The sequence below is a fragment of the Pseudomonas sp. GM25 genome (assembly GCF_000282255.1).
Classification (GTDB): domain Bacteria; phylum Pseudomonadota; class Gammaproteobacteria; order Pseudomonadales; family Pseudomonadaceae; genus Aquipseudomonas; species Aquipseudomonas aphyarum.
Genome location: NZ_AKJQ01000032.1, coordinates 47,811 through 64,612, shown reverse-complemented (window position 1 = coordinate 64,612; position 16,802 = coordinate 47,811). Strand labels below are relative to the sequence as shown.

Genomic DNA, 16,802 nt, shown 5'->3' with positions numbered 1-16,802 from the left:
GCGGCCGACAAATCGCCGACAGAACCGGGCGCAGACTCACGCGGTTGTGCTTCTTTGAAGACCTTACCGATGAAGGAATTGCCATGGTTTCGATCTCTGCCCGCCCTGCTTCAAGGCCTTTGAATGTATGGCTTTGCCTGGGCATTCCCGCCGTCGCGGCCCTCATTCTGGTTTTGTTGGAGCTGACCGATCTGGACATGGATCTGGCCCGGCTGTTTTACGATCCGGTCGCGGGCGACTTCATCGGCCGGCACAGTTACTTCCTCGAGGACATCCTCCACGACCGCGCCAAACAAGTGGTGATCGCCTTTTCGGTGTTTGCCATCCTCGGGTTCATCGGCGCGTTTTTCATCGATCGGCTCAAACCGTTCAAGCGTGAGCTGGGCTGTCTGGTGTTGTCGCTGGGTCTGGCCACCTCGTTTGTCACGCCGGTGAAAGCGGTGACAGCGGTGCAATGTCCATGGAGTCTCGAACAGTTCGGCGGCCACGAAACCTACAGCAAACTGCTGGATCATCGCCCGCCGACCGACAAGCCCGGTCGTTGCTGGCCGGGTGGTCATGCGGCCACCGGTTTTACCTTGTTTGCGCTGTTCTTCGTGCTGCGTGACCGTCGCCCACGGCTGGCCCGTCAGGCGTTCATCTTCGCCTTTGCGCTGGGTTCGGTGTTTTCGATCAGCCGGATGATGCAGGGCGCGCACTTCTTCTCCCACAATGTGTGGACGGCGATCTTCTGCTGGCTGATCTGTCTGGGCTCGTATTACTGGGTTTTGTATCGCCCGGCAGTCAAGGCTGAAACAAACACGCAGGCCCGTCCGGTCAACGTCTGAAACTCTGAAACGCGGGCAATAAAAAACCCCGTCTGCTCTCGCAGACGGGGTTTTTCGTTACAGGGGTAAGGCTGGCTTACATCATGCCGCCCATGCCACCCATGCCGCCCATGTCTGGCATACCGCCGCCAGCTGCACCTTCTTTCTTCGGTGCGTCAGCAACAGCAGCTTCGGTGGTCAGGATCAGACCGCCGATGGAGGCTGCAGCTTGCAGAGCCGAACGGGTTACCTTGGTTGGGTCCAGGATGCCCATTTCGATCATGTCGCCGTATTCGCCGGTAGCAGCGTTGTAGCCGAAGCTGCCTTCGCCGTTCTTGACCTTGTCGACAACCACGCTTGGCTCGTCGCCGGAGTTGGCAACGATCTGGCGCAGCGGCGCTTCAACAGCGCGACGCAGTACAGCGATACCGACGTTCTGGTCAGCGTTGTCGCCTTTCAGTTCGGTCAGGGCTTCCAGAGCGCGGATCAGCGCAACGCCACCGCCAGGTACCACGCCTTCTTCAACGGCTGCGCGGGTTGCGTGCAGGGCGTCTTCAACGCGGGCTTTCTTCTCTTTCATTTCAACTTCGGAACCGGCGCCAACCTTGATCACTGCAACGCCGCCGGACAGCTTGGCCAGACGCTCTTGCAGTTTTTCACGGTCGTAGTCCGAGGAAGTCTCGGCAACCTGGGCACGGATCTGAGCGATACGGGCTTCGATGTCGCCTTGAACGCCAGCACCGTCAACGATGATGGTGTTTTCCTTGGACAGGGTCACGCGCTTGGCGCTACCCAGGTGTTCCAGGGTGGTGCTTTCCAGGCTCAGGCCGATCTCTTCGGAGATAACGGTACCGCCGGTCAGAACGGCGATGTCCTGCAGCATGGCCTTGCGACGGTCGCCGAAGCCTGGAGCCTTGACGGCTGCGACTTTAACGATGCCACGCATGTTGTTCACGACCAGAGTCGCCAGGGCTTCGCCTTCAACGTCTTCGGCAACGATCAGCAGTGGACGGCCAGCTTTGGCAACGGCTTCCAGTACTGGCAGCATTTCGCGGATGTTCGAGATTTTCTTGTCGACCAGCAGGATCAGCGCGCCTTCCAGCTCGGCAACCATGGTGTCCGGCTTGTTGACGAAGTACGGGGACAGGTAGCCACGGTCGAACTGCATGCCTTCTACAACCGACAGTTCGTTTTCCAGGCCCGAGCCTTCTTCAACGGTGATCACGCCTTCTTTGCCGACTTTTTCCATGGCTTCGGCAATGATGTCGCCGATGGAGTTGTCGGAGTTGGCGGAGATGGTGCCTACCTGAGCGATAGCCTTGGTGTCAGCGCATGGCTTGGACAGGGCTTTCAGTTCTTTGACGATAGCGATGGTCGCTTTGTCGATACCGCGCTTCAGGTCCATCGGGTTCATGCCGGCAGCGACGGCTTTCAGGCCTTCGTTGACGATCGACTGAGCCAGAACGGTAGCGGTGGTAGTACCGTCACCAGCGTCATCGTTGGCACGGGAGGCAACGTCTTTGACCAGCTGCGCGCCCATGTTTTCGAAACGGTCTTCGAGTTCGATTTCCTTGGCGACGGAAACGCCGTCCTTGGTGATGGTCGGAGCGCCGAAGCTCTTCTCGAGGATCACGTTACGGCCTTTCGGGCCCAGGGTCGCTTTTACCGCGTCAGCCAGGACGTTTACGCCAACCAGCATTTTCTTGCGGGCGGAATCGCCGAATTTAACTTCTTTAGCAGCCATGATCGATATTCCTTAAATACTTTGTAGTAGCGGGAAAATGAGCGGGAAATCAGCCTTCCAGTACAGCGAGAATCTCGTTCTCAGCCATTACCAGCAGGTCTTCGCCGTCGACTTTCACAGTGTTGCTGCCGGAGTAAGGACCGAACACAACCTTGTCGCCGACTTTAACGGCCAGCGCACGCACTTCACCGTTTTCCAGAGTCTTGCCTGGGCCTGCAGCGACGATCACACCGTGGTTGGCTTTTTCAGCAGCCGAACCTGGCAGGACGATACCGCCAGCGGTTTTCTTTTCTTCTTCGCTGCGACGGATAACGACGCGGTCATGCAGAGGACGAAGCTTCATTGTCGATCTCTCCTAATTGTGGTTTTCATCGGCCGGTGTAGTCCCGGCGGGTTTAACGAATCCGGCCTGCGCCGGTTGCGGCTCGTCGAGCGAACCGCGGAAGTCTGTCCGACTCAAAATGTCGGAAACCTTTCGGTGACCGATACATAAGGGCGCATAAGCTTATTACAAGGGCGGGGGCTAAAAAATTTTCACGCACATTGCATGAATTCGCCCCACAAACGAACACGGCACCCGAAGGTGCCGTGTCGATGCTGACGTTACTTGGTGTCGCGGTGTTCGAATTCGCCTTCGATCACATCACCTTCGCGACCCAGCGGCTGGCGCGGTGCAGGACCGCCGCGAGGTTGCAGGTCATCGGCGAACGCTCGCTGGCGCATGGCCTGTTCTTCGGCGCGCTGACGCATCTTGTTGGCGACCAGTCGACGACTGAACGGCAACAGCAGCACCAGACCGACCACATCGCTGATGAAGCCCGGCAGGATCAACAGGCCACCGGCCAGGGCCAGCATCAGGCCTTCGAGCATGGTTTGCGCAGGCAGTTCGCCGCGGTTCAGGCTTTCACGGGCACGCAGTGCGGTGGCCAGCCCGGCGACGCGCAGCACGAACACGCCGAACATCGAGCCGAGAATGATCAGCAGCAGGGCCGGGAAAAATCCGATCGATCCTGCCACTTTGACGAATACGAACAGCTCCAACACCGGGAACAGCAGAAAGAGCAACAAAAAAGGGCGCATCAAAGTTTCCTCAACGCAAGAAATGCCTTGCAGTAAGCCTTAGATGACGTCGCCCTTTCGTGAATTCAAGCGTCGGCTACCGCATTTTTTGGCCAGACCTCGGCGTGAGCCAGAGAAACCAAGGCCTCGCGCACTTGTATCGGCGTATGACAAGGCGCTTGAAACGGCAGCCAGTACAGCGCCTGCCCGATGCGCAGGTGCATGCCTTCGGTGTCGATCCCGGCCAGTTGCGCCGGTACGGTTTTCGGCAGACCGGCGAGGTCGACGTAATGGGCGATAGCCTTGGCGTGGTCGCTGTTCATGTGCTCGACCATGCTGATTTCGGCCTTGCCGGCGAACGGGTTGGCCAGGGTCAGGTGATCGACCCAGTGGATCGCGCCGAAGCCGCCGATGTAACGATGGCGCACGGGCTTGAGCACCCAGAAATCGAAATCGTGAGCCTTGTGGTAATTCTGCGAATCGGGGAAATAACGGTAGTAACGCTCGGCGGCGGCTTCGATGGCGGCAGCGTCTTCGAGTTTTTCCGCCTCGGCCAGATAGGTCAGGCGACCAACGGCTTGCACATCGTCGGCCTCGCGCTCACCCACCAGCAGCGAGCATTTCGGATCTTTCTGCAGGTTATGGGTGTGCTGGGCGATGCGGCTGATCAGGATCAGCGGCTGGCCCTGCTCGTCCAGGCAGTAGGGAACCACGGAGCCAAACGGAAAACCGGGCATCGATTTGGAGTGGGTCGACAGCACGCCACGGTATTCCTTGAGAAGCAATTCTCGGGCATTCTTAGCCGCTTCAACGCTCAATTTATGACTCCTTAAATAGAATCCGTCGAAAAAACGGACGGGCGCATGGGATTTGTCCCACACGCCATCGGGCAGTTCTCATGTGCAACAGGCCCCTGGCCGGTGCAGATCGAGAGGCTACCTATAAGGACCACTCTGACCTGCTCTCGGGGGCATGCGAATGCAACTCAACGACAAAGTAATCATTATCACTGGCGGTTGCCAAGGCTTGGGCCGCTCGATGGCCGAGTATTTCGCAGGCAAGGGCGCGAAGCTGGCGCTGGTCGACCTGAACCAGGAAAAACTCGATGATGCCGTCGCGGCCTGCAAGGCCAAGGGTGTCGAGGCACGCAGCTATCTGTGCAACGTCGCCAATGAAGAGCAGGTGACGCACATGGTTGCCCAGGTCGCCGAAGATTTCGGCGCGATCCACGGCCTGATCAACAACGCCGGGATCCTGCGCGACGGCCTGCTGCTCAAGGTCAAGGACGGCGAGATGACCAAGATGAGCCTGGCCCAATGGCAGGCGGTGATCGACGTCAACCTGACCGGCGTGTTTCTGTGCACCCGTGAAGTGGCGGCGAGAATGGTCGAGCTGAAGAACAGCGGCGCGATCATCAACATCTCGTCGATCTCCCGCGCGGGCAACGTCGGCCAGACCAACTACTCCGCCGCCAAGGCCGGCGTCGCTGCGGCGACCGTGACCTGGGCCAAGGAACTGGCGCGCTACGGCATTCGCGTGGCGGGCATCGCACCGGGCTTCATCGAAACCGAGATGACCCTGGGCATGAAGCCCGAAGCGCTGGAAAAAATGACCTCGGGCATTCCGCTCAAGCGCATGGGCAAGCCGGAAGAGATCGCCCATTCGGCGGCCTACATCTTCGAGAACGACTACTACACCGGCCGGATTCTGGAGATGGATGGCGGGTTGCGCATCTGACCTCTGTCGCGCAATGAAAAACGCCCCGGTGCACAGGCACCGGGGCGTTTTTGTTTAAACCACAGGCATCAATCGTCGCTGATGGTGATATTCGGCATCGCCGGCGAGGCCGCTTCCTGCAACACGATCCGCGCGCCGACGTGACGGGCCAGTTCCTGATAGACCATGGCGATCTGGCTGTCCGGCTCGGAAATCACCGTCGGCTTGCCGCCATCGGCCTGTTCGCGGATCAGCATCGACAGCGGCAACGAAGCCAGCAGCTCGACGCCGAACTGGGTCGCCAGCTTCTCGCCACCGCCCTCACCGAACAGATGCTCGGCATGACCGCAGTTCGAGCAGATGTGCACGGCCATGTTTTCCACCACGCCCAGCACCGGAATGTTGACCTTGCGGAACATCTCCACGCCTTTACGCGCATCGAGCAGCGCCAGATCCTGCGGCGTGGTGACGATCACGGCGCCAGCCACCGGGACTTTCTGCGCCAGGGTCAGCTGGATGTCGCCGGTGCCTGGCGGCATGTCGATCACCAGATAATCCAGGTCGCCCCAAGCGGTTTGCGTCACCAGTTGCAGCAGCGCGCCGGACACCATCGGCCCGCGCCAGACCATCGGCGTGTTGTCGTCGGTCAGGAACGCCATCGACATTACTTCCACGCCGTGGGCCTGCAGCGGCACGAACCATTTCTGATCCTTGACCTGCGGACGGGTACCCTCGGGGATGCCGAACATGATGCCCTGGCTCGGGCCATAGATATCGGCGTCGAGAATCCCGACCTTCGCGCCTTCGCGAGCCAATGCCAGCGCCAGGTTGGCGGCGGTGGTGGATTTGCCCACACCGCCCTTGCCCGACGCCACGGCGACCACGTTCTTGACGTTGGCCAGCCCCGGAATCTGCGCCTGGGCCTTGTGCGCGGCGATCACGCTGTTGACCTCGACCTTCGCAGTCACCACGCCGTCGAGGTTTTCGATGGCCAGTTGCAGCAATTGCGCCCAGCCGCTCTTGAACAGACCGGCGGCATAGCCGATTTCCAGCTGCACGCTAACCCGATCGCCGGTGATTTCGATGCTGCGCACGCAACCGGCGCTGACCGGATCCTGGTTCAGGTAAGGGTCGGTGTATTGGCTGAGGACGGCTTCCACCGCTGCGCGAGTGACGGCACTCATGGGCAACTCCGATAACAAGACTGGGAAAAGATGGCGGGTATCCTACCCCTTCTGTCCTCCGGACGGCATGTCCGGCAACGATTTGCAGAGGTGAAATATCTTTCCCGGCGCTTTATAGTGGCCGACCTCCGTTTCATCAAGTAGCGAAGCCCCACATGTCCGAACCACGCAAGATTCTCGTCACCAGCGCCCTGCCCTACGCCAACGGTTCGATCCACCTTGGCCATATGCTGGAATACATCCAGACCGATATGTGGGTGCGCTTCCAGAAGCATCGTGGCAATCAGTGCATTTACGTCTGCGCCGACGACGCCCACGGTTCGGCGATCATGCTGCGCGCGGAAAAGGAAGGCATCACCCCGGAACAACTGATCGCCAACGTCCAGGCTGAACACAGCGCCGACTTTGCCGAGTTCCTGGTGGACTTCGACAACTTCCACTCCACTCACGCCGAAGAAAACCGTGAGCTGTCGAGCCAGATCTACCTGAAGCTGCGTGACGCCGGGCACATCGCCCAACGTTCGATCACCCAGTATTTCGACCCGGAAAAGAAAATGTTCCTGGCCGACCGCTTCATCAAGGGCACCTGCCCGAAATGCGGCACTGAAGACCAGTACGGCGACAACTGCGAAAAATGCGGTGCGACCTACGCACCGACAGACTTGAAGGATCCGAAGTCGGCAATCTCCGGCGCTACCCCGGTGCTCAAGGATTCCCAGCACTTCTTCTTCAAGCTGCCGGACTTCCAGGAAATGCTGCAGGCCTGGACCCGCAGCGGCACCCTGCAGGATGCCGTGGCCAACAAGATCGCCGAATGGCTGGACGCCGGCCTGCAACAGTGGGACATCTCCCGCGATGCGCCGTACTTCGGCTTCGAGATCCCGGGCGAGCCAGGCAAATATTTCTACGTGTGGCTGGACGCGCCGATCGGCTACATGGCCAGCTTCAAGAACCTCTGCAACCGCACGCCGGAGCTGGACTTCGACGCGTTCTGGGGCAAGGACTCCACCGCCGAGCTGTACCACTTCATCGGCAAGGACATCGTCAACTTCCACGCCCTGTTCTGGCCGGCAATGCTCGAAGGCGCGGGTTTCCGCAAGCCGACCGGGATCAACGTGCACGGCTACCTGACCGTCAACGGTCAGAAGATGTCCAAGTCCCGCGGCACCTTCATCAAGGCCCGTACCTACCTGGATCACCTGTCGCCGGAATACCTGCGCTACTACTACGCGGCCAAACTGGGCCGTGGCGTGGACGACCTCGACCTGAACCTCGAAGACTTCGTGCAGAAGGTCAACTCCGACCTGGTCGGCAAAGTGGTCAATATCGCCAGCCGTTGCGCCGGTTTCATCCAGAAGGGCAACGCCGGCCTGCTGGTGGACACCAACGCCGCACTGGAACTGACCGACGCGTTCCTGGCCGCCGCGCCAAGCATTGCCGATGCCTATGAAGCCCGCGACTTCGCTCGTGCCATGCGCGAAACCATGGCTTTGGCCGACCGCGCCAACGCCTGGATCGCCGACAAGGCGCCATGGTCGCTGAACAAGCAGGAAGGCAAGCAGGATGAAGTCCAGGCGGTCTGCGCCACGGCGATCAACCTGTTCCGCCAGCTGGTGATCTTCCTCAAACCGGTGCTGCCAGTGCTGGCCGCCGATGCCGAGGCGTTCCTCAACGTCGCCCCGCTGACCTGGAACGACCACACCACCCTGCTGGCCAACCACCAGCTGAACGAATTCAAGCCGTTGATGACCCGCATCGACCCGGTAAAAGTGCAAGCCATGACCGACGCCTCGAAAGAAGACCTGACCGCCAGCCAGACCGACACCGGCGCCGCCGCGCCTGCCGGCAATGGCGAACTGGCCAAGGATCCGCTGTCGCCGGAAATCGACTTCGACACCTTCGCCGCCGTCGACCTGCGCGTCGCGCTGATCGTCAAGGCCGAACACGTTGAAGGCGCGGACAAGCTGCTGCGCCTGACCCTGGATATCGGTGACGAGCAACGCAATGTGTTCTCGGGGATCAAGAGCGCTTATCCGGATCCGTCCAAGCTCGACGGTCGCCTGACCATGATGATCGCCAACCTCAAGCCACGGAAAATGAAGTTCGGCATCTCCGAAGGCATGGTGATGGCGGCCGGCCCTGGCGGTGAAGAAATCTACCTGCTGAGCCCGGACAGCGGCGCCAAGCCGGGTCAGCGCATCAAGTAAGGTTCTGCCCTGACAGATCCCACAGGCGTGCTCCGTGCGCCTGTGGGATTTTTCATATCTGGCCCGCCCTCCACGGCTGCCGGATAATGCCTAACCTTAAGTGACACACGCCCGTTCCTGCCGGCAGAACCATGACCGAACTCGTGCTTACGCTCTTCAGTGCTGCGCTGATCAACAACTTCGTGTTGCACTGGCCGCTGGGCGTCGATCCGCTGCTGGCGGGCGAACGCCGTCAGGTGCATGCGCTGGGACTGGCAACGTTGTGTCTGATGCTGATTGTCGGTGTGGCGGGTTACGCGATCTGGCATTGGCTGCTGGTGCCGTTGCAACTGGAGTTCCTGCGGCTGTTTGTGTTTCTGCCGTTGAGCGTCCTGCTGATCACGCCGTTGCTGAAGCTGTTGGCGCATTGGCGGCCCACGCTGCCATTCGATGGCTTGTGGCCGCTGTTGCTGGGCAATGCCGGTGTGCTGGGGCTGACGCTGATCAACGCGCAAGCGGACAAAGGCCTGTTTCATGCGATTGCGCTGAGCCTTGGCGCCGGTCTGGGTTTCTGGCTGGTGTTGAGCCTGTTCAGCGATTTGCGTGAGCGCACGGCCGACAACGATATTCCCCTGCCCTTTCGTGGCTTGCCGATCCTGTTGATCGGCGCCGGACTGATGGCCGTGGCTTTTCTCGGATTCAGTGGACTGATCAAAACATGAGTCTGATTCAACGCATCGATGCCCTGCTGCCGCAGACCCAATGCGGCAAGTGCGGCCATCCCGGATGCAAACCCTACGCCGAAGGTATTGCCGACGGCGAGCCGATCAACAAGTGCCCGCCGGGTGGCGACGAAACCATCGCGGCGCTGGCCGAACTGTTGAAAATCCCGGTGCTGGAGCTGGACATCAGCCGCGGTTCGGCGCCGCCGCAAGTGGCCTACATCCGCGAAGCCGAATGCATCGGCTGCACCAAATGCATTCAGGCCTGCCCGATCGACGCCATCGTCGGCGCGGCAAAACTGATGCACACGGTCATCATCGACGAATGCACCGGTTGCGATCTGTGCGTGGCGCCCTGCCCGGTCGACTGCATCGAGATGCATCCGCTGCCTTTGGGTACGCTACCGGTAGTGGGTGGCCTGGCCACCAGCCTTGAAGAACAGCAGGCCCGCACGGCCAAACGCGATCACGCCCGTCAGCGCTTCGAACGGCGCAATGCTCGCCTGCAACGCGAAGAACAGCAGAAGCAGGCCGAACGCGAAGCCCGGGCGCAGCGCGCGGCACAGGTCGAAGTCGCCGCCACCACGCTGGATCCGGTGCAGGCGGCGCTCGAACGGGTGCGCGCACAAAAAGCCGCCACCGCCGATGCCGCGCTGAAAAAAGCCAAGATCGACGTGGCCATGAGCCGGGCGCAATTGAACAAGTCGCTCAAGGCATTCGGTCATCCGCCGACCTTCGAGCAGCAATCGCAGCTGATCGCCCTGCAACAGCAGTTCGAAGCGGCCGAACAGGCACTGGCGAAGCTGGAAAGCAGCGCAGCGCCTGCACCAGTCATAGCCGCGCCGGCAAAGGACGCCGATCTGAAACGGGCGAAAATCCAGTTGGCGATGCGCCGCGCCGAGCTGAAAAAGGCGCAAACCGCAGAAGCCCCGCCAGCCGAGATCGCCTTACTGGAGCAAGCGCTGCGTGACGCCGAACAGGCGCTGCACAGCGCCGAAGCCGCCAGCGATCAACCGGCGCCGGAGCTTGTGCGTGTCGAGAAACGTCCGATCGACGACCAGCTGCGCCAGCTGAAAACCGAACTGGCCTACGCTCGCGCCGACCTGAACAAACTGCAACGGCGCGACGGCACGCCCGCCGATATCCTCGAAAAGGCCCGCGCCCGCCTGCAAGAAGCAGAGCGGCAGGTACAAGCCCATGTCATCCATTGAAACCAGAGACGAGCGCCTGCAACAGGCAATGAAGCTGGTTTTGCTGGCGACATTGCCGGGGTTGCTGGCGTTGTTCTGGTTTTACGGTTGGGGCGTGTTGATCAACCTGATCCTGTCCGTCGTCACGGCTTTGGGCGTTGAAGCCGCCGCGACTCTTATGCGTCGGCAACCTCTGCAGGCCACCTTGACCGATGGCAGCGCGGTGGTTAGCGCCACGCTGCTGGCAATCGCCTTACCACCTTATTGCCCGTGGTGGCTGACGGTCACGGCTATCACCTCCGGCCTGCTGCTGGGCAAACATTTGTACGGTGGTGTTGGCCGAAATCCGTTCAATCCGGCCATGCTCGGCTTTGCCTTGGCGATGGTGATGTTCCCGCAACCGATGACTCATTGGCCGGGCCATGGCATGGATCTGACGTCGGCTTTTGGCCAGGTGTTCAATCTGGGCGCGCAGCCGGACGCCTGGGTTCAGGCCACTGCGCTGGACAGTCTGCGCATCAATAAAAGCCTGACCATGGACGAACTGTTTGCCGGCAATCCGGCATTCGGTCGCTACGGCGGCCACGGCGTTGAATGGGTGAACCTGGCGTTCCTCGCCGGTGGGTTGTTCCTGTTGCAACGTCGGGTGTTTGGCTGGCATGCACCGGTCGGCATGCTCGCCAGCCTGTTCGTGATCAGCCTGTTGTGCTGGAACGGTTCGGGATCCGACTCCAACGGCTCGCCACTGTTTCACTTGCTGAGCGGCGCGACGATGCTGGGGGCATTTTTCATCGTCACTGAACCGGTGTCGGGGGCAAAAAGCCCGCTCGCCCGCCTGCTGTTCGGTGTCGGTGTGGGGTTGCTGACTTACGTGATTCGCACCTGGGGCGGTTACCCCGACGGTGTGGCATTTGCGGTGCTGTTGATGAATCTGTGCGTGCCGGCGCTGGAGCGCTTCGCGGTGGCCCGTCAGGCGCAGGTGGCGCCATGAACCGGACCAACAGTCTGATCACACTGGTGTTGATTACCGCGCTGGGCATCGGCGTGACGTGGCTGTTCCAGCGCAGCAACGCGCCGCAGATCGCCGCCGAACAGCGTCTGCTTGAAAGTCGCAAGCTGTTGGACGTGCTGCCGGCCGACAGTTACGACAATCTGCCGCTTGAACAACCTCTGACGCTGACCGACATCAACCTGAGCCACAGTCTGTTGCTGGGCGGTTATCGGGCGAGCAAAAGCGGCCAACCTCTAGCGGTGCTGTTGCGCAGCCGGACCCAAGGTTATGCCGGGAATATCGAGTTGCTGATTGCCATCGACGCCAACGGCCGATTGCTCGGTGTCAAAACCCTCGAGCAAAACGAAACACCTTCGCTGGGTGGGCATATCGGCGACTGGCCAAATAGCTGGTTGCAGACCTTTAGCGGAAAATCGAGCAACCAACCGACGGATGCCGGATGGGCCTTGAAGAAGGATCAGGGGCAATTCGACCAGATCGCGGGCGCAACCATTACGTCTCGCGCGGCGATCAATGCCATCCACGATGCCCTGCGTTATTTCGATGAACACCGGACGACCTTACTCGGGAGCGCGCCATGAATACGTCAGCGACTCTGTCGAACTCGATGATGCTGGTGCTGTTGATCGGTGCCACCGACTCTGTGGCGGGTGCGCTGGCGATTTTTTTGATGTTCGTCGTTGTCGTGGGCGTTTACGGTTTTTGCATGACACCGCTGCGCTCGCGCCTGAGCAGCGAGAGCCTGTTGCCGGTCAGCCTGATGCTGGCCGCGACCTTGGCGGGCTGCGCCGATATTGTTCTGCAACGCAGTGCGCTGCAGTGGCACCAACTGATCAGTCTTTATGCCGGGCTGATCGGCTTGCAGTGCATCGTGCTGGAGCGCAATGGATTTTTTCGCCAGCCTATTCGTAAACGGCTGAAACTGTGCGGCCTGTTTGCCGTGCTGATGATTGTGCTCGCAGTGTTGCGTGAGCTGATCGGTCAGGGCAGCATCGGCCATCATTTGTCGGCACACTGGCAAGGTTTGATTCTGTTCAGCGAGGGCCTGCATTTCGCGACGCTGGCGCCCGGCGCCTTCCTATTGCTTGGACTGTTACTGGCCGCCCGTCAGGCCTGGACTCGCCCCTGCGACCTACCCGAGGAAACGCATCACCCATGAATGCCGCAAAACGTCTGGAGATCTTCCGCAGGCTTCACGAGGACAACCCCGAGCCCAAGACCGAACTGGCCTACTCCTCGCCTTTCGAACTGTTGATTGCGGTGATTCTGTCCGCGCAATCCACGGACGTCGGGGTGAACAAGGCGACGGCGAAGCTGTTCCCGGTGGCGAACACGCCGGCGGCCATTCACGCCTTGGGCGTCGAAGGGTTGTCCGAGTACATCAAGACCATCGGCCTCTATAACAGCAAGGCCAAAAACGTGATCGAGACCTGCCGCCTGCTGGTCGAGTTGCACAACGGCGAAGTGCCGCAGACGCGCGAAGAACTGGAAGCCTTGCCCGGCGTTGGCCGCAAGACCGCCAACGTCGTGCTCAACACCGCGTTCCGCCAATTGACCATGGCCGTGGACACCCACATCTTCCGGGTCAGCAACCGCACCGGCATTGCACCGGGTAAAAACGTGGTCGAGGTGGAAAAGAAGCTGATGAAGTTTGTGCCAAAGGAATATCTGCTCGACTCGCACCACTGGCTCATTCTTCACGGGCGTTACGTGTGTCTGGCACGCAAACCCCGTTGTGGCAGCTGTCGGATCGAAGACCTGTGCGATTACAAGCACAAAACTTCTGACGATTGAGCCGCTATTGGTTTTATTGATTTATCGATTGAAAAAATCTTTTTTACCATCTGCTGGAATATCGATATAAGGAGCGCCAAAGGCAGTCTTAGCCTGGAGTTGACCTTATGAGCACCAGCAAAGAGCAATTGGAAGCGGATGACGACTTTATCGCCACGGAGGCCGATGATGCCGAACCTGTGGTTGAAGTCGCCAAGACCAACTTGAGCAAACGCCGAACCATCGACAACCTGCTTGAGGAGCGCCGACTGCAAAAGCAATTGGCCGATTACGATTTTGATCTCTGACATTTGAAAGCCTCCCGAAACGGAGGCTTTTCTCTTTCTGTCACACGCTGATTCCGATCCGCCCATGATCCGTCAGCCACTAAAAACCTCAAACCAGGCCGTTTCGCTGCGCCAGTTCGATCAGATCCACCAGCGAGCGCGCGTTGAGCTTCAATAACAACCGGGTCTTGTAAGTGCTCACGGTCTTGTTGCTGAGGAACATACCGTCGGCAATTTCCTTGTTGGTCTTGCCGCGCGCCAATTGCTGCAACACCATCATTTCACGCCCGGACAGACGATCAACCATGTCTGCTTCGCTGGCGTTACCAAGACTGGTCCGCACGGTGTGCAACGCCTGGTTCGGGAAGTAGCTGTATCCGGACAGTACCGCTTTGATTGCACTCAGCAACTCCGTCAGATCCTGTTGCTTGCAAACATATCCCGCCGCCCCCGATTGCATGCAGCGCATGGAAAAATGTCCCGGTGACTGGGATGTCAGCACGAGCACTTTCAACGGCATCGCACTTGTCGTAAGACGCGCAATGACTTCCAGTCCATCCAGTTTCGGTATGCCGATATCCAGAATGACGATATCCGGCATCTGGTCACGAGCCAGTTGTAACGCATCCACGCCATTATCGGTTTCTGCAATGACTTCGTAGCCATGACGTTCCATCAGCATACGTACCGCAAGACGAATGACGGGGTGATCATCCACGATCAGCACTTTATTCATGGGCAAGTCCAGTTTCGCTGTTCGAATTTTTAGAACCGGCACAATAACGTAGTCATTTCACCCATGGCATGGATAAGTTCCTCTGCACCAGCACCGAGAGACGCCTCCTACAGGCAATAAAGATTATTCCTACAGAAAAGACTCACTTACAGAAAATCATGAATTCACATCGGGAAGTTCGGCGTCTGCCACGCCCTCCTTCAGAGCCTTCACGACAGACTGAAAAAACTCCGAAACAAAGATCAACGACCAGACATTAAAAACAACTGAAACAACTTACATATATCGCACCCCCGAAATTTAATATAAACACCAGACACCGACAGCCCTGTTTACCCGACAACTTAAACACGACCAATCAATCCAACCCAGACGACGAGAAAGACCATTCATGAGTAAAGACCATGCTAAAAATCAACAGGAAGATCCCCAACCCCATCACCGTTATTGCCATCTTCGCCTTTATATCGGAGACTTCCGCTGCGGTCTCCCTGCCCTTCCTCGACAATGATGAGCGGGAGATCTATATCTGGTTTCTGATCAGCTTTCCGTTCTATCTCTTGTTTTTGTTCTTCATCACACTAAACTTCAATTACCGCTCTCTCTATGCGCCTTCCGACTTCGACAATGACAAAAACTTTCTCAAGGCTTTCGAAGAGGAAAGCATACCTGCCACCGAGGTAACCCCTGCGTCATCGAACATCGAACCGAACACTATAAAATTGCCAAAACCGGTAAACCGGATGTATATCATCGACATTCGAAAGGCACATACCGAACCGGAAATAGAGGAGCTATTGGAAAAAGTCCTACATCCAAACAAGCATTCGCCGAGATTATTCCTGTTCTTAACCGATTCAGTGTCAGATATTTTACTCAAAGAACACATCGACACCTTGACCAAACAAGACAAACACAGCCAAAGAGCAACGTTCTGTATTATTTACGACACTCATTCGTTGAACACATGCGTATTGGGAAAGATTTGAAAGAGAATAAAATGCGGAACAAGAGCCCCATGCAATGCACGATGCGCAGTTGAAGGAGACAGGAGCGTTGACCGATAACGATCAATCCAAAGGAGGGAAAATCAAAAAAAACGGCCTTGTCACTACGACAAGGCCGTTTTTTCACATCAGGCCCGAAGGACTCAGAACAGCTTGCGGCCCTTGTTGGCAGCAATGCGCATGCGCAGCGCGTTGAGCTTGATGAAGCCCGCCGCGTCGGCCTGGTTGTAGGCCCCGCCGTCTTCTTCGAAGGTCGCGATGTTGGCGTCGAACAGCGAATCGTCGGACTTGCGGCCGGTCACGATCACGTTGCCCTTGTACAGCTTCAGGCGCACGACGCCGTTCACGTTGACCTGGGAGGCGTCGATCATCTGTTGCAGCATCAGACGCTCAGGGCTCCACCAGTAACCGGTGTAGATCAGGCTGGCGTACTTCGGCATCAGCTCGTCTTTGAGGTGAGCGACTTCGCGGTCCAGGGTAATCGATTCGATGGCGCGGTGAGCGCGCAGCATGATGGTGCCACCCGGGGTTTCGTAGCAGCCACGGGATTTCATGCCGACGTAACGGTTCTCGACGATGTCCAGACGGCCGATGCCGTGCTCGCCACCGATCTTGTTCAGCGTCGCCAGCACGGTGGCCGGGGTCATTTCAACGCCGTCCAGCGCGACGATGTCGCCGTTGCGGTAGGTCAGTTCCAGGTACTGCGGGGTGTCGGGAGCCTTCTCCGGGGAGACGGTCCAGCGCCACATGTCTTCTTCGTGCTCGGTCCAGGTGTCTTCCAGCACGCCGCCTTCATAGGAGATGTGCAGCAGGTTGGCGTCCATCGAGTACGGGGATTTCTTCTTGCCGTGACGCTCGATCGGGATCGCGTGCTTCTCGGCGTAGTCCATCAGTTTCTCGCGGGACAGCAGGTCCCACTCGCGCCAAGGGGCGATCACTTTCACGCCTGGCTTGAGTGCGTAGGCACCCAGTTCGAAACGGACCTGGTCGTTGCCCTTGCCGGTCGCGCCGTGGGAAATGGCGTCGGCGCCGGTTTCGTTGGCGATTTCGATCAGACGCTTGGCGATCAGCGGACGTGCGATGGAAGTACCCAGCAGGTACTCGCCTTCGTAAACGGTGTTGGCGCGGAACATCGGGAACACGAAGTCACGCACGAATTCTTCGCGCAGGTCGTCGATGTAGATTTCTTTGACGCCCATGGCCTGCGCCTTGGCGCGAGCCGGCTCGACTTCTTCGCCCTGACCCAGGTCAGCGGTGAAGGTCACGACTTCACAGTTATAAGTATCCTGCAGCCACTTGAGGATCACCGAAGTGTCCAGGCCGCCGGAATACGCCAGAACGACCTTGTTTACGTCCGCCATGCCATCACTCCACGGGGTT

18 protein-coding genes are annotated in these 16,802 nt (G+C 58.9%); 11 read left to right on the top strand and 7 right to left on the bottom strand.

Going from position 1 to position 16,802, the window contains the following annotated elements; genetic code table 11:
• The first annotated feature begins 83 nt into the window (after positions 1-83).
• Positions 84-827 (top strand): phosphatase PAP2 family protein, encoded by a 744-nt coding sequence (locus PMI24_RS09520; RefSeq protein WP_007953222.1) that lies wholly within the window; start codon positions 84-86, stop codon positions 825-827.
• 76 nt (positions 828-903) lie between these two features.
• On the opposite strand, the gene groL is transcribed toward PMI24_RS09520, so the two are convergent.
• The 4 genes from groL to PMI24_RS09500 all read right to left on the bottom strand — a co-directional run bounded on the left by groL (position 904) and on the right by PMI24_RS09500 (position 4,427).
• Positions 904-2,550 carry a chaperonin GroEL gene (gene groL, locus PMI24_RS09515; RefSeq protein ID WP_007953220.1) on the bottom strand — a complete coding sequence of 549 codons (1,647 nt, stop codon included), beginning with the start codon at positions 2,548-2,550 and terminating at the stop codon, positions 904-906.
• A gap of 49 nt (positions 2,551-2,599) precedes the next feature.
• The gene (locus tag PMI24_RS09510; RefSeq protein WP_003227685.1) at positions 2,600-2,893 is read right to left on the bottom strand and encodes a co-chaperone GroES; all 294 of its coding nucleotides are present in this window, start codon (positions 2,891-2,893) and stop codon (positions 2,600-2,602) included.
• Positions 2,894-3,153: 260 nt separating this feature from the next.
• Positions 3,154-3,630, bottom strand: a complete 477-nt coding sequence (locus PMI24_RS09505; RefSeq protein WP_007953217.1) for an FxsA family protein — start codon at positions 3,628-3,630, stop codon at positions 3,154-3,156.
• Between the two features lie 65 nt (positions 3,631-3,695).
• Positions 3,696-4,427 carry a HugZ family pyridoxamine 5'-phosphate oxidase gene (locus PMI24_RS09500; protein WP_007953216.1) on the bottom strand — a complete coding sequence of 244 codons (732 nt, stop codon included), beginning with the start codon at positions 4,425-4,427 and terminating at the stop codon, positions 3,696-3,698.
• 160 nt (positions 4,428-4,587) lie between these two features.
• Here PMI24_RS09500 and PMI24_RS09495 point away from each other — a divergent pair, with 160 nt between their 5' ends.
• Entirely contained in the window at positions 4,588-5,346 is a 759-nt protein-coding gene (locus PMI24_RS09495; RefSeq protein ID WP_007953215.1) for an SDR family oxidoreductase, read from the top strand.
• 68 nt (positions 5,347-5,414) lie between these two features.
• Here PMI24_RS09495 and apbC read toward each other — a convergent pair whose 3' ends face one another.
• Positions 5,415-6,509 (bottom strand): iron-sulfur cluster carrier protein ApbC, encoded by a 1,095-nt coding sequence (apbC, locus tag PMI24_RS09490; protein ID WP_007953214.1) that lies wholly within the window; start codon positions 6,507-6,509, stop codon positions 5,415-5,417.
• A gap of 155 nt (positions 6,510-6,664) precedes the next feature.
• Between apbC and metG the strand changes: the two genes are divergently transcribed.
• From metG to PMI24_RS09450, 8 genes are all read left to right on the top strand, one after another.
• On the top strand, positions 6,665-8,716 hold the full coding sequence (metG, locus tag PMI24_RS09485; protein ID WP_007953213.1) for a methionine--tRNA ligase: 2,052 nt from the start codon (positions 6,665-6,667) through the stop codon (positions 8,714-8,716).
• 131 nt (positions 8,717-8,847) lie between these two features.
• Complete coding sequence (locus PMI24_RS09480; protein ID WP_007953212.1) at positions 8,848-9,417, top strand: electron transport complex protein RnfA; 570 nt, start codon at positions 8,848-8,850, stop codon at positions 9,415-9,417.
• Positions 9,414-10,628 carry an electron transport complex subunit RsxB gene (gene rsxB, locus PMI24_RS09475; RefSeq protein ID WP_007953210.1) on the top strand — a complete coding sequence of 405 codons (1,215 nt, stop codon included), beginning with the start codon at positions 9,414-9,416 and terminating at the stop codon, positions 10,626-10,628. The genes PMI24_RS09480 and rsxB overlap by 4 nt, the downstream gene beginning before the upstream one ends.
• Complete coding sequence (locus PMI24_RS09470; protein WP_007953208.1) at positions 10,615-11,598, top strand: RnfABCDGE type electron transport complex subunit D; 984 nt, start codon at positions 10,615-10,617, stop codon at positions 11,596-11,598. The genes rsxB and PMI24_RS09470 overlap by 14 nt, the downstream gene beginning before the upstream one ends.
• Entirely contained in the window at positions 11,595-12,200 is a 606-nt protein-coding gene (locus PMI24_RS09465; protein ID WP_007953207.1) for an RnfABCDGE type electron transport complex subunit G, read from the top strand. Before PMI24_RS09470 ends, PMI24_RS09465 begins: the two co-directional genes overlap by 4 nt.
• Positions 12,197-12,778: an Rnf-Nqr domain containing protein gene (locus PMI24_RS09460; RefSeq protein WP_007953206.1), complete on the top strand. Its 582-nt coding sequence runs from the start codon at positions 12,197-12,199 to the stop codon at positions 12,776-12,778. The genes PMI24_RS09465 and PMI24_RS09460 overlap by 4 nt, the downstream gene beginning before the upstream one ends.
• Complete coding sequence (gene nth / locus PMI24_RS09455) at positions 12,775-13,413, top strand: endonuclease III (RefSeq protein ID WP_007953205.1); 639 nt, start codon at positions 12,775-12,777, stop codon at positions 13,411-13,413. The genes PMI24_RS09460 and nth overlap by 4 nt, the downstream gene beginning before the upstream one ends.
• 107 nt (positions 13,414-13,520) lie before the next feature.
• Positions 13,521-13,700 (top strand): PA3496 family putative envelope integrity protein, encoded by a 180-nt coding sequence (locus PMI24_RS09450; protein WP_007953204.1) that lies wholly within the window; start codon positions 13,521-13,523, stop codon positions 13,698-13,700.
• An 88-nt stretch (positions 13,701-13,788) separates the two neighbouring features.
• Here the strand turns inward: PMI24_RS09450 and PMI24_RS09445 are convergent, their stop codons facing one another.
• Positions 13,789-14,415, bottom strand: coding sequence for a response regulator transcription factor (locus tag PMI24_RS09445; protein ID WP_007953203.1), 627 nt, complete (start codon positions 14,413-14,415; stop codon positions 13,789-13,791).
• Positions 14,416-14,819: 404 nt separating this feature from the next.
• On the opposite strand from PMI24_RS09445, the gene PMI24_RS09440 reads away from it, so the two are divergent.
• Positions 14,820-15,404: a hypothetical protein gene (locus PMI24_RS09440; RefSeq protein ID WP_007953202.1), complete on the top strand. Its 585-nt coding sequence runs from the start codon at positions 14,820-14,822 to the stop codon at positions 15,402-15,404.
• Positions 15,405-15,565: 161 nt separating this feature from the next.
• Here the strand turns inward: PMI24_RS09440 and PMI24_RS09435 are convergent, their stop codons facing one another.
• The gene (locus PMI24_RS09435; protein ID WP_007953201.1) at positions 15,566-16,783 is read right to left on the bottom strand and encodes an argininosuccinate synthase; all 1,218 of its coding nucleotides are present in this window, start codon (positions 16,781-16,783) and stop codon (positions 15,566-15,568) included.
• Between the last annotated feature and the right edge of the window lie 19 nt (positions 16,784-16,802).